The following is a 14,338-nucleotide window of genomic DNA, read 5'->3' as shown; positions in this document are numbered from 1 at the left end:
AAAATAGAAAAATAAAATATATAACTATAAAAATACATAATAAAATACTAATACTAGAGGAAGAGAACATGTCATCAACATTTAAAATAGCTACCTTAGCTTTAGCGGTAAATATCGCTTTAGGTACTGCGCCAACATTCGCTGCTGAAAATGATGCAGATAAAGTTAAAAAAGAAAACATTGAACGTATCGCTGTTGTAGGCTCTCGTGGTGCACCACGTTCAGTTGATAATTCACCGGTTCCTATTGATTTAATTGGTGCAGCAGAGCTAGAAAGATCGGGTAACACCGATATGCTTGAATTGTTAAAAGGTACTGTACCTTCGTTTAACGTACAGAGTAACCCAATCTCAGATGCCGCCAGCTTAGTTAAACCTGCTAATCTTCGTGGTCTTTCATCAGACAGTACGTTAATACTTGTTAATGGTAAACGCCGTCATCGTGCTTCTGTTATTGCATTGTTAGGTGGTGGTATTAATGACGGTGCTCAAGGTCCTGATATTTCAGTTATCCCAAGTTCTGCTCTAAAACAAGTTGAAGTTTTACGTGACGGTGCTGCAGCACAATACGGCTCAGATGCTATCGCAGGTGTAATGAACTTCGTCTTAAAAAATGATGCAGATGGTGGTTCATTAAACGTACGTCATGGTTCATATTATGAAGGCGATGGCGATACGACTGAAGTCTCTGGTAATATTGGTATGGCATTGACTGAAGATGGTTTTGCCAACCTGAGTTTTCAATATAAAAATGCTGATGCAACTAGTCGAAGTGTACAACGTCCTGACGCTCAAGGTTTTATTGATGCCGGCAACACAAATGTTGAAGCGATAACTCAAGTTTGGGGTTCTCCAGAAGTTAATGATGACATCACTATTTTTGGTAACTTTGGTTTAGATATCGGTAACGACCGTGAAGTGTATATGTTTGGTAACTTCTCTGAACGTGATGTTCGTGGTGGTTTCTATTATCGTAATCCACATAACCGTGGTAGCGTCTACTCTAATGACGACGGTGCTTCATTATTGATTGGCGATCTTGCGCAATCTGAGGGTGCTGAGAGAACTTGTCAACCTGTAGCTATCACTACCGGTAACGTGTTAACTCAACAAAATTACATTGATAATGTCGCAAATAATGATAATTGTTTTTCATTCAATGAATTAGCACCAGGCGGATTTACACCTAACTTTGGTGGTAACATTGTTGATACAGCAATAACCATGGGAACACGTGGTCAGTTTGATGACACTTTGTCTTATGACGTCAGTGGTTCTGTAGGTCGTAACGAATCAAGTTACGTTATCTACAACACGTTAAATGCGTCGTTAGGTCCTGAAACACCACGTGACTTTAATCCAGGTAGCCACGTTCAACTTGAAAAGTTCTTTAACATTGATTTAGTTAAAGAACTTGAAGTAGGCATGGAGATGCCACTAATTATTGCTGGTGGTTATGAATACCATCAAGAAACTTTCGAAGTGACTGCAGGTGACGAAGCATCTTTTACCGCAGGTCCATATACAGACCAAGGTTTTAGTATCGGCTCTAACGGTTTTCCTGGCTTTAAACCCTCTTCAGCCGGTTCATTTTCTCGTCAAAACTATGCGCTTTATCTTGATGTTGAAGCACAATACACTGAAAACTTCTTAATGGGCTATGCCCTACGTTTTGAAGATTACAGTACTTTTGGTAATACCACTAACTATAAAGTAACGGCACAATACAATGTGACAGACGACTTTTCAGTACGTGGCTCAGTAAGTTCAGGCTTCCGTGCACCAACGGTTGGTCAAGCTAACTATTCTAATGTGCAAACCTCTTTAGATGGCGGTGAGTTGGTTGATTCTGCTTTATTGCCAGCATCTAACCCTGTAGCAATGCAACTTGGTGCAAAAGAACTAACACCAGAAGAATCAGAAAGCATTTCATTAGGTGCGGTTTGGGAAATAGAAGGTATCCATTTCACACTTGATTATTACAATATTGAAGTAACTGATCGTGTTTCTCAGTCAACTAAATATAACTTAACCGCTGATGATAAAGTTAAGTTAAAAGCTGATGGTGTACCAAACGTAGATTCAATTCAACAAGTAAGTTTCTTTACTAATGATTTTGATACTACAACTCAAGGTGTTGATTTTGTAGCTAACTATTCAACGAGTTTGTTAGATGGTGATACCACATTTGGTTTAGCTTATAACTGGAATGAGACAACTGTTGATACTTACACTGAAATCACAGGTGACGGTAAAGTTTCTCGTTTAGAAAATGATTTACCTAACCATCGTGCGACCTTTACTTGGTCACAAAGTTGGGACAATGTCAGTATGTTTACCCGTGTAAACTATTACGGTGAATACCAAGGCGTGCACGTTGATTGGATAGGCTCTCCAGCTGAACCAGGAACAGAAATTGTTGCTGACTCAGAAGTTACTGTTGATGTTGAAGTGAGCTATCACGTTATGGAAGATTTCAAAGTGAGTGTTGGTGCTCAGAATATATTTGACGAATACCCGAATGAGCTTGATTTTGAGCAACAAACAGGTGCGGCAAATAATAGCTGGGGTGGTAAATACTATGAAACATCACCATTTGGTTTTAACGGTGGTTTCTACTACGTAAAAGCAACTTATAGCTTTTAAGTTACCTATACTGAATGTGCTCTTGGGTAAAGTTAACCTACCGATTATCTAGGCATAGCTTTACTTACAGATGAATTTTTCAGTGAGTTAAGAATCCGAAATCAAGCAATTGATTTCGGATTTTTTATGTTTAACAGCAAAGAAAAGTAACAACTCGTTTTAACTTCACTGTTATTGCGCCGATAAGATCATTAATCAAACTTCACCATTACAAGGCTTATTTCAGACAACAAAGTAGTCAGCTGCTTAGGTAAAACTGTCCTGAAAATGGTAGGAAAAATATAAAGTTCACCAGTAAATACGGCGGTTAATAACGGCACAATAATCAGTACTAAGTCATGGTCACTATGGCTGATAGTTAATGCTTACTGAAAGTTATAGCGTTTATTCTGTAAATAAGTACGTTTTATAAAAATGTGGCTATTATTAAGGTGTCTTAGCGATAAGCTAAGACAAAAATATATTAACTCCCACTAAACGTTATACCTGTTTTGTCTGAAAAACTTTCACTTAGCGGTAAACTAGCGTTATTAAATCAAATGTAGAATGAAAGATAGTGACTAGTTATCAGTGAATTAGGTTGTTGGTATAAATGTAGTCTTAAGTTGGTGGTGGTTTTTAATTTAATAAACGGAGGAATCTATTATGTTAAACTGGGCGCTTACTTTTTTAGTTGTTGCGATTGTTGCGGCAATATTTGGTTTTAGTGGTATCGCAGGGACAGCCGCAGGTATTGCAAAAACTATCTTTTTTATCTTCGTTGTGTTGTTGGTTATCTCATTAATCGCCAATGCAGTTCGTGGTAAATCACCAAAAATTTAGGGAAAAACTTATGACTTTTATAAAAAAACTATCAATTTCACTTATTATCTTTGTTTCCATGTTCGGCTTAACAGCTTGTAGCGATAAAGAGGCAGAAGACGCGGGTAAAAAAGTAGAAGAAGCAGTTAAAGATGCGGGTAAAATGACTCAAGGTGCGGGTGATAAAGTCAATGAAATGAAAGAAGATGCTAGCAAGGCTATTGATGCTGCAGGCGAAAAAGTGAATGAAATGAAAAAAGACGCAGGTAAAGCTATGGAAAATGCAGGCGAAAAAGTAGAGGAAATGAAGAAAGACGCTGGCAAGGCTATGGAAAACGCGGGCGACAAAGTAAATGAAATGAAAGAAAGTGTCAGCAATAAATTTGGTGAAATGAAAAAAGATGCAGGTAACGCCATTGAAGATGCTTGTGAAAAGACAAAAGAGGGTGCAGATACTAAAGATGACGGTTGTTAGTCTTTAATATCAGTTAAGCTATAAGTTTAATTAAATTATAAAGCTCTTGTTTTTCAAGGGCTTTTTTATTTAGCGATTATATCGCCATAAAAATTTATTCAGCATGACATTGCAATATGTAGCGGTAGTTAATTGATCATAAATATAGTTTAATGGCGTCATTTTAATTTTTAATGATAAGACTTTGCAATTAAAAATGTAAAGCAATCGTACGCAAAACTAAGCTAGGTTAACAACTCAGGTGTATGCATAAACTAGTCTTTAATTTCAATAATCATATTACCGTAATACTCTGTAAAAGAGAGTGTTATAACCAATTTATTATGCTATTTTTAAACTTTCAACTTTTGAAAATTATTGGAATAAATAAGGAAGAAAAATTCCAATATTATCGCAGCTACAAAATTAGTTCATAACGGTAAGTTAATGGTCGATAATACCCACCATTAATACTTTCAGTTATGAATAATTAGAGATATTCAGAAATGCCAAATAATTCTAAAATTACAATATTAGTGTGTGATGACGATGTCAGTGCTCGGATTATTCTGCAAGAAATATTCGCCTGCGACAGTATAGAAGTATTAGAGGCTGAGGATGGCCAACGCGCTGTAGAGCAGTTTGAAAAACATCAGCCAGCGCTAATTTTACTCGATGTATCCATGCCAGTAATGAACGGTTTTGATGTGTGTGAACACATAAGAGCGTTGGAAAGTGGAAAACATGTTCCGATCATTATGGTTACCGGATCTGATGACTTGGACTCTATTCATAAATCTTACGCGGTAGGTGCTACTGACTTTATCTCGAAACCTGTTAAATGGGAAATATTAGCCCAGAGAGCAAGATATATTCTCCGTGCCAGCCAAGCCTTTGCAGATCAAATGTCACAAAAAAAAGCACTTCATAAACTGGCTTTTTATGATTCGTTAACAGGGTTGCCAAATAGGCTGTTGCTACTGAAAAATTTACAAAACTTTATAGCCATGGCGCGTCGCAACGACTATCAAGCCGCAATCTTGTATATAGATCTCGATAGATTCAAAAGAATTAACGATACTATGGGACATAGTATTGGCGATAAACTACTGCGTAAAGTTGCCCACCGCTTACAAGAAAATATGCGAGAAAGCGATGTGTTTTCTCGGCACAGCGACGAAGAATTAATAAGTAACGGTCAATTATCGAGTTTTGGTGGTGACGAATTTACTATTTTCTTGAATAAGTTGCGCAATTCAAGTGAAGCGATGTTGGTCGCTGAACGGGTGATTCAAAGCTTCATTAAACCTTTTAAGCTAGAGCAATATGAAGTTGTGATCACGCCAAGCATTGGTATTTCTATGTTTCCAGACGACGGTGAGAATGCCGAGTCTTTACTTAAAAATGCCAACACGGCAATGTATTCGGCTAAAGAGGCTGGACGTGGCTGTTTCAAGTTTTATTGCGGCTCAATGAATGCAACAGCGGCAAATCGTTTACAGCTTGAACAAGACCTACGTGTGGCAATTAAGTCAGGTGAAATTGTACCCTTTTATCAACCGCAAGTTTGCGCTGAAACAGGTAAGATTGTTAGCGTTGAAGCGTTAGTCAGATGGTTGCCAGCACAAGGAGGTATTATTCCTCCTGATGAATTTATTCCAATTGCAGAAGAAACCGGCTTAATTCATGATTTAGGACTTTTAGTCTTAGAGCAGAGTTGTAAGCAGGCTAAACAATGGCTAGATAATGGTAACGAGGTAAGGATTGCGGTAAACGTATCTGCACACCAGTTTAGACAAGTTAATTTTACTCAAACTGTTGCGCAAACATTAAAGCAATGTAACTTACCGCCGTCGCTACTTGAGTTGGAATTGACCGAGTCGGTCATTATGAGTGATGCTGAAGAAAATATTAAGCGCCTAATCGAATTGAAAAACTTAGGTGTTACCTTGGCGGTTGACGACTTTGGGACAGGCTACTCCTCATTAAGCTATCTGAAAAAATTCCCCATTGATACACTTAAAATCGATCGGGCTTTTATGTGTGATGCTAATTCAGCCCCTGACGATATTGCCATTGTACAAGCCATTTTAGCGCTGGCTAAAAGTTTAAAGCTAGGCGTTATCGCGGAAGGTGTAGAAGAAATGGCACAAATAGAAATATTAAAGAACAGCAAACATTTACTGTTGCAAGGTTACTTATTTTCACGGCCATTGGCTGCAAAAAATATTACACCGCTGTTAAATCAGAACTTTACTCATCTTATGCAAAATTCTTAATGGCGAAATTGCAACGCATCGGCACTTTAGCTTACGTAAAAAATAGTATCACGCTTTATATAGATAGTGACTTTGCAGCCAGTACTGTTTACACCAAGATGTTTTTGACTTTACAGTCGCAAGCTTCTGCTGCGGGTATAGCGTTGAAAAAAATAGCGTTATCAAGTCATTGTGATGATCAGCCATCAATGCTTGTAGCATGTCAAAATACTGAGCATGCAGAGCAGCTTATAAAGCGTTTTAATCTCAATATTCAACAAGTATTTTGGCTACAAGAGCATCCGCAACTCACAACCCAGACACAATTACCAAAAAAACATTGGTTTATTGACTGGTCAAATGAGCAAGCTTTGTTACCTATTTTATCTTTGTTAGCACGTAATAACGAGATTTATAGCACTCAACAACATAGCGAGCAGAAGTTTAACTTACTGACTGAATGTTTAGGAGAGTTGGTAGTAACGCTTAGTGCTGAAGGGAAAATAACCGAACTTAATCCGGCGTTATCGGCAGTACTGGGTGATTCAAGCGCATCTGCAATCGGTAAAGATTTACTTTCGTGTATCAAAATACCCTCTGATATGGCCAAGAACCGTTTGCAAAATATTTTATCGGATCTTGAACCAACCGGTGCCATGACAAGGTTACCACCTTTCCCTATTCAGTTAGAAAATACCGTAATCATTGTCGATGGTTTTGTAGGTTCATTACGTCATCAAGATAATATACTTATTATGCGCCAAGTCGCGACTTGGCAACGTCAGAAATGGGAAGAACAACAGACAGCGCACATTGAACCCGTAACTTTATTACTCATAAATCCTGATGATTTCGCTAAATTTAATCAACAACATGGAGGTAAATTGGCCGACCAAGTGTTGGATGAAATTATGCTCAGTTTGACTAATTTATTACGTACGGCTGATTTTGTCAGTCGAAATAGCGGTGTGGTTTTTGCGGCACATTTACCTGAGACTAATGAAAAGCACGGTCAAGTACTGGCCGCTCGAGTACGACAAATGTTAGTGAATAAGTCGTTTACTCAGAAAAAGTTGAAGCTAAACTTTAGTTTTGGCATAGCAACACTTGATGCTGAAGAACAGCTCGAAGAGCAATCGCCTTTAAAATTGTTTAGGCGAGCGAATACCGCCTTACAAGCCGCTCGCAGCATAGGTGGCGATAAATTAGTCGGTTGGGAACCGCAGTTTGACGCTAACATTATTGCTAATCTTGATCACATAAGTGGTAAGTTTTCAGATGTGCCTAGAGATGACTTTAGGTTACTTTCATTGCAATGGGACTTAATTCGCTTAATTGGCACTACACATTCATTACAAGTTTTTTCCAAGCAAATTTGCCAAATGCTAACCGCAGGCATGCAATGCGAATATGTGGGTTTATATTTAGTTAAAAATCAAGCATTGATTCTGTCGTCTTGCAGTACATCTAAGCAAAACATGGATGTCGAAAGTGTACAGAACTGGGTTAGCACAAACATACAACTTGCTAGCTTGAATAATTTAAGAGGTAAACCACTTAAGCCTTTTGCGGAATCTTGCCAAGCTATTATAGTGCCCCTGTTCACTCGTAACCAATGCTTGGGTATGATCTTATTACGTTGGCCGTTGAGCGAGCAAAAGAATGCTGAAAAATATAGTACGCAATTACAGCAAGTCAGCCCCAATTTAGCTGCTGCTATTGATCGTATTGTTCTACTCGAAAATGACCAACGCAAAACGGTTATCGCTCAAAGCAGCATGGGCGATCAGCATGAATTGCTTTTTGAATCGGCTGCCATGCGCACGGTAATGCAGGAAGTACAGCTAGTGGCGCCTACCGACGCGTCTGTGTTGATTACTGGTGAGTCAGGTACAGGTAAAGAGCTCATCGCACGACAAATACATAATTATAGCTCGCTACGAGTAAAGCCTTTTATTACTGTAGATTGCAGTACCATAGTTGAAAATTTAATAGAAAGTGAGTTATTTGGTCATAGAAAAGGCGCCTTTACCGGTGCGACGAATGATCAACCGGGCCTGATTGCACAAGCTGACGGTGGGACATTATTTTTAGACGAAATCGGAGAACTGCCGCTTGATATTCAATCAAAGCTATTACGATTTGTACAAGAAAAAACCTATGTCGCGGTGGGTGATCAACGTGTGCGCAAAGTCGATGTTAGACTTGTATTAGCCACTAACCGTAATTTATTAGATGAAGTTGCTATGGGGCGCTTCCGTTCAGACCTTTATTATCGTATCAATGGTTTTACCGTCAACCTGCCTCCTCTGCATCAACGAGGCGATGATGCCCTGTTACTTTGTCGTCACTTTTTAGCTAAATTTAGCCAACAATATAAAAAAGAAATTATTGATTTTACCCCCGCAGCAATAAACATTTTGCAAGGCCATTCATGGCCAGGCAATATCAGAGAGCTGCGAAACGCGATAATGCGGGCCGTTATACTTTGCGAGCGAAAATTAATCGACAGTCCACATTTGGATCTGCAAGGGCAAGGTTATATTAAAGCATCCGCAGCGCATGTGCTTTCGTCTGAGCATGAGGCGTTTACTGATGAAACGAAAGTAAACATAGCGCAATTTTCAGATATATCGATATTACTTAGTCAACTAGTGACAATAGCGCTACAGCAAACGCGTTTATTTCCAGCAAGTGCTTGGTTGGAGCTGCGATGGTTAACGGTATGCTTAGTTAAATGGGGCAGCCTGTATCAAGTAGCTTTGCAATTAGACCAATCTGAATCAACATTGCGACGTCGCTTTGCTAAGCTCAATGGATTAGATCTCAGCCTTTCTCAACTGGATGAATTAGCGATTGAATGCGACATAATATTAGGACAATTGCTAACAGGAAACACCAATACCTTGCTTTGGTCCAAAATTGAGATGACATTACATGAAATCGTCATAAAAAAAGAGATCAGCCAACAGAAAAAAGCACAATTACTCAATGTAACTCAGCCTACCTTGCGCAAAATTTTGCAACAGTTGCTAATTTCATAATAAGTGAGTGTTAAGTAGGTTAGCACTTATCACTCGCTTAATTTTTTATTTGCCTAGTTAACGATTATACTTGGCTTGGAACCCAGAGAAACTTAGTCTGCATTGCTGTCGAGTAGTCGCCATGCTCTTCATTAAAGCCTGCCGAGTAATGTCAACTTTATGCTAAGTCTAATCAGTTTATTCCCACTCAGCACAAGCTTAATTATAGCCTCAATTAAGCTTGTCTAAATGTCTCCAGCTTCTCACAACTAATAATATAAGTAGCCTGTATTTTCTGCGCTATCATATCAATATCTGCAGTCAGGTTTTGCTTTGCATTAGCTTCTAAGTTTATGCACAACTCATACAGTGCTTTTGCTCCAGAATTTCCTGACATGGATTGCAGAGCATGGGCAATGTCAACTAGCTCATTTAAATCTACTTGTTCACTTTTTAGCTGTGCTAGTAACTGTTGAATCAAGTTGTCAGCTTCCTGGGTAAATCCATCCAATACCCGATTATAGAGTTTACTCTCATTAGCCTTGCCAATTTTTAAAAGCGTGTTGACAGTGTCCATATCAATTAATTTAGCTTCTGCATTAGCTTCAGTTTCAAAGTCTTTACTACTTAATGCTACAGGGTCATCTGAGCCATTAGCTGGGGACGATACATGCTGTAAATATAATTCGTCTGTACTATCGTGATCACTTACCGATGGATGACTAGGCGCTTCTAAGTAGTGTAAAAGTGTTTGTTCAAGTTCTCGCAATAAAAATGGCTTGGTCATTACACCATTCATGCCTGAGTCTAAACATTGTTGGCGCAGGTCATCACCCATACCAGCCGTTAGCGCTATAATAGGAATATTTGGCCAGTTTTTTCTTATGACAACCGTGGCTTCATAACCGTCCATAATGGGCATTTGGCAATCCATTAAGATTAAATCAGGTTGTCTTAAGTTTACTTGCTCGACGGCTTCCGCACCGTTGTCTGCTAGCCATACTTCACAACCTAGCATGCTGAGCATGCTTGTTGCTACTTCTTGGTTAGTTAAGCTGTCTTCTACCACCAAAATATTGGCAACAAATATCTGATGATTACGGTGGTTGTTTTTACCTGTTTGTTGATCATGGGGTTTGATTCCCAAGGCTCGATATAAAGTGTTTATCAGGTCATAAAAATGTACTGGCAAATGTAAGATATTGCGTTTGTCATGTTCTTGCCATTGTGAAGAAGGTAATAAGCAGATCCAGTTTGTCAGTGGAATACCCGCGTTAGTAATGGCTGTTTCGTGCTCTGAAAGGCTAATCCAAAGACCATTTTTAGCGGAAGCCAACTGAGCATTAACCCGTTTTACGTGTACTGATTTAATGCCTAATTTTAGTAATATATTGGCAACTGAAGTGCCTAAACCGCCATTAAGGTTGATCAAATGCACCGTTGGACAATCAGCTATGGGCTCATATTCGATTTCCGAATTAGCCACTGTCGGTAAATCGAATATGAAGCTAAAACGGCTACCTTCTCCTAGATTCGATTGCACACTAATATTACCCCCCATTAAGGTAGATATTTGTCGACAGATAGCTAAGCCAAGGCCGGTGCCACCATACTTTCTCTTGGTGGAGGCGTCTGCTTGTGTAAACATTTCAAATACTTTTTGTTGACGATCTGGTGCCATACCAATACCGGTATCTTCTACACTAATTTCAAAACTACTAAGTTGTGCCTCGTTGTCTTGTTGACCAGTTTGCGCTTTGGAGCATGGTACGCGCTTAATACTGACATTAACTTCGCCACGCTCAGTAAACTTAATGGCATTACTGGTTAAATTGGCAATGATTTGGCGCAATTTCTCTGGGTCGGCGTATACATAAGGTAATGACTCTGGGGCTAGGATGGCATTGATATGCAGTCCTTTGTTGTAGGCAGATTCACTGAATAAATCACACACTTCCTCTACTATCGTTTCAAGATCGACTGGTACCGACTCTAGGGTCGTTTTACCGGCTTCTAATTTAGAGAAGTCTAAGATGTTATTTAGCAGATCAAGTAGCAAGACACCTGAGCGATAGACTAATTGCGCAAAATGTTGTTGTTTGGGTTTTAGGTCTGAATTTAACAAAACTTCGGTCATGCCTAGCACGCCGTTCATCGGTGTGCGTATTTCATGACTCATAATGGCTAAAAAATCACTTTTCTCTTTGCTGGCTTGTTCGGCAATTTTCCTGGCTTTGTCAGTTTCTTCCATGCTAGTTTCAAGCTGTGCATTGGCATGGCGTAGCTCTTTGGTACGTTCTTCAACTTTTTCTTCTAGTTTTATTACTTGCTGCATTTCACGTAGCCGCTTTTGTCGATATCGCCAAATGAAATAAAGTAGCATCAACATCACTGCTAGAGAGTACAAACTATAGGCCCAAAAGGTTTTCCAAGGTGGCGGCAATACCGTGATCGGTAGTGATACACCAACAGTATTCCATAACCCTTGGTTGTTACTGGCTTGAACTCTCAAGGTGAAATCGCCGGCAGGTAGGTTAGTAAATGTTGCAAGTCGCCTGTTCCCAAGCTCGATCCAATTTGAGTCAAGCCCTTCTAATTGGTATCTATATTGATTTAAACTGGGTGCGTTATAGTCAAGTGCAGCAAACTCAAATGAGATAAAATAGTCTTTGTAATCCAATTCCAAATGTTTGAGTTCTTGGTAAGGTACATCGAACCATACTTGTTCATTGAGTTTTTTAATTCTCACAAGTACCACAGGCGGGATTGTTTTACTGTCTTTAATATCATCAGGATTAAAGCGTATAACGCCAGCATTACCACCAAAATACATATTTCCTTTGCTGTCCTTAAAACCTGCAGCAAAGCTGAAATCATTTTCCTTTAAGCCTTGATAACTATTAAAATGTCGCATTGCCCCTGATTGTTTATTTAATCTTGTTAAGCCAGCGGTACTGCTGAGCCATAGATGGCCATTATCGTCGTCCAAAATTGCATATATATGGCTGCTGGGTAGTCCACTTAAACTGTCGTAATGGGTGAACTTGTTATTTAAACCAGTAATGTCTTGAGGTAACCATTTATTGAGCCCTCCGCCTTGGGTGCCTACCCATAACTGTGCTTTGTTATCTTGATAAAAGGCCCAAGCCATCGGCGCCGACAAACTATCTAGATCATCAGGTTGGTGCTCAATATGATCAAAATCCAAGCTAATAGGGTCAAGTAAATTAATGCCGGCTACGGTACCAACCACCATGGTACCGTCAACTAACTGATCAACTGCTAATACTCTGTCATTATTGAGACTTCTGGGGTTATTCTCATCATGGCGAAAATGAATAAATTCTTCGCTGCCGAGGGGCAGGTAATTTAAACCACCACCAAAGGTACCAACCCAAATATTATCTGCTTTGTCTTGGAATATACTAATAACACCATTAAAACTTAAACTTTTAGGATCCTTAGGGTCGTTTACATAATATTTAATTTGCTCAGTATCGACATCGAGCTTACCTAAGCCACCACCGCGGGTGCCAAACCATACAATATTATCGTCACCGCGCACCGCCATGACTCTGTTATCAGGTAATGCAGGAACACTGTCTTTATTAATAATTTGTTGCACTTCACCATCGCTATTTAAGCGTGTTAAGCCAGCATAAGTGGCAACCCAAATTGCTGATTCTCCGCTTGAAGATGTGGTTTCAGCAAAGCCTAAGATAGTCTTGCTGGCCAAGCCTGTATCGATATGTTGAAAAGGCACTTCAATACTTTTGCTTAGGCCATTAAAGGTACCAAACCACATTAACCCTGTGGGGTCTTGTAAAATGGATAGGACTAAGTTGTTACTTAATCCATCTTCCGTATTAAAGGAGTCAAATTTATTTCGCTTGTTCCATATGGCGACACCTTTATCAGTTCCGATCCAAATACGCTGGTGTTTATCTTGAAATACCGTGTATACGTGATTTGATGGTAAGCTGTTTTTATGATTTTCATTATGCTGCCAAGAAGTAAATTTTAGCCTTTGCGGGTCAGCAACAGCAACACCGTTATCGGCACTAGTAACCCATAAGCGCTGTTGTCCATCGATAAATAAATTGGTCAAACGATCACTAAAAAATGGCGTGTCTGAACCAGTATGAAAACGCTCTAGTTTTTTACTTTTTTTATTTAGTTTTAGTAGTCCGTTACCATTAGTGCTGAGCCAAATAAAATTCGATTCTTCGACAAACGCAGTGATAAATGTGTTTTTATCGAGATCAGGAAGTAAAGCTTGGGTATCGAAATGTTCAAAAGTCATTTTATCAGGTTGAAAACGACTAAAATTACCACTGTTATAACCTAGCCAAATATCACCATTTTTATCTAACATAGCACTTTGTATACGATCAGACATAAGTGTAGTACTAGATAGAGTGCTACTTTGCCAACGGGTAAACGTTTGTTTAGCCGCGTCAAATAAGTTTAAACCACCGCCATCAGTAGCTATCCATAAACGATTGCTATTATCTTCGATTATCGTTCGAACATTGTCGGAGCTCAGCGAGTCAGGTTTACGGGGATCATGGACAAACTTTACTAGTTCATAGCCGTCGTAGCGGGCTATCCCTTCTTGAGTGACAATCCATAAATACCCTGTACTGTCTTGAAAGACTTGCCGAATGCTTTTTTGGGAGAGTTGTTGATTAAGTGCTGCGGAGGTAAAAATAAAATTAGCTTTTTGTTCAGCATGCAGCTTGAAACTAAAAACAAATAATAATAGTAGGCAATAAATAGTGTTTTTTAACATACTTAAATTACATATATTCTAATTTAGAAATAGACTAACCCAAAGCGTGTAAAACACCAAACTTTAGACTCACTTACAGTTGATTTTTTACAGTAATATAAACCGACTACGAGCTATGGCTATTAAAAAAATTAATGAAAATTGGGCAGTTGAAATTAAGCGAAGCAATGCACTGTTAACTTCTTAAAAGCAAATAAAAAGTCCGTTATATCCTAAGCAAATACTTAGTTCATAACGGACTTTATTTAATGATTTATTTTTTATTCATTAATTGCAAAGTTTTCTTGGTTCAATTGAGCTTCATTCCAAATAAAACCTTCGTTCCAGATAAAGCCTTCGTTCCAGATAAAGCCTTCGTTCCAGAT

Annotated in this window: 6 protein-coding genes; 5 read left to right on the top strand and 1 reads right to left on the bottom strand. The window is 38.9% G+C overall.

The features are described from left to right. The first annotated feature begins 68 nt into the window (after positions 1-68). The 5 genes from H4J61_RS00935 to H4J61_RS00915 all read left to right on the top strand — a co-directional run bounded on the left by H4J61_RS00935 (position 69) and on the right by H4J61_RS00915 (position 9,202). Positions 69-2,645: a TonB-dependent siderophore receptor gene (locus tag H4J61_RS00935; RefSeq protein ID WP_182182855.1), complete on the top strand. Its 2,577-nt coding sequence runs from the start codon at positions 69-71 to the stop codon at positions 2,643-2,645. A 645-nt stretch (positions 2,646-3,290) separates the two neighbouring features. Next, a complete protein-coding gene (locus H4J61_RS00930) occupies positions 3,291-3,467 on the top strand; it encodes a DUF1328 domain-containing protein (RefSeq protein WP_182136238.1) in 177 nt (58 codons plus the stop codon). A gap of 10 nt (positions 3,468-3,477) precedes the next feature. Further along, positions 3,478-3,921, top strand: coding sequence for a hypothetical protein (locus tag H4J61_RS00925; protein ID WP_182182853.1), 444 nt, complete (start codon positions 3,478-3,480; stop codon positions 3,919-3,921). Between the two features lie 485 nt (positions 3,922-4,406). Then, positions 4,407-6,179 (top strand): EAL domain-containing protein, encoded by a 1,773-nt coding sequence (locus tag H4J61_RS00920; RefSeq protein WP_182182851.1) that lies wholly within the window; start codon positions 4,407-4,409, stop codon positions 6,177-6,179. Next, positions 6,179-9,202 carry a sigma 54-interacting transcriptional regulator gene (locus tag H4J61_RS00915; RefSeq protein WP_182182849.1) on the top strand — a complete coding sequence of 1,008 codons (3,024 nt, stop codon included), beginning with the start codon at positions 6,179-6,181 and terminating at the stop codon, positions 9,200-9,202. The genes H4J61_RS00920 and H4J61_RS00915 overlap by 1 nt, the downstream gene beginning before the upstream one ends. Before the next feature lie 214 nt (positions 9,203-9,416). On the opposite strand, the gene H4J61_RS00910 is transcribed toward H4J61_RS00915, so the two are convergent. Continuing rightward, positions 9,417-13,973 (bottom strand): hybrid sensor histidine kinase/response regulator, encoded by a 4,557-nt coding sequence (locus tag H4J61_RS00910; RefSeq protein ID WP_182182847.1) that lies wholly within the window; start codon positions 13,971-13,973, stop codon positions 9,417-9,419. Positions 13,974-14,338: the final 365 nt, after the last annotated feature.

It is taken from the genome of Colwellia sp. MB3u-4, from assembly GCF_014077065.1.
Lineage (GTDB): Bacteria > Pseudomonadota > Gammaproteobacteria > Enterobacterales > Alteromonadaceae > Cognaticolwellia.
This window is presented reverse-complemented; position numbering and strand designations above follow the sequence as displayed.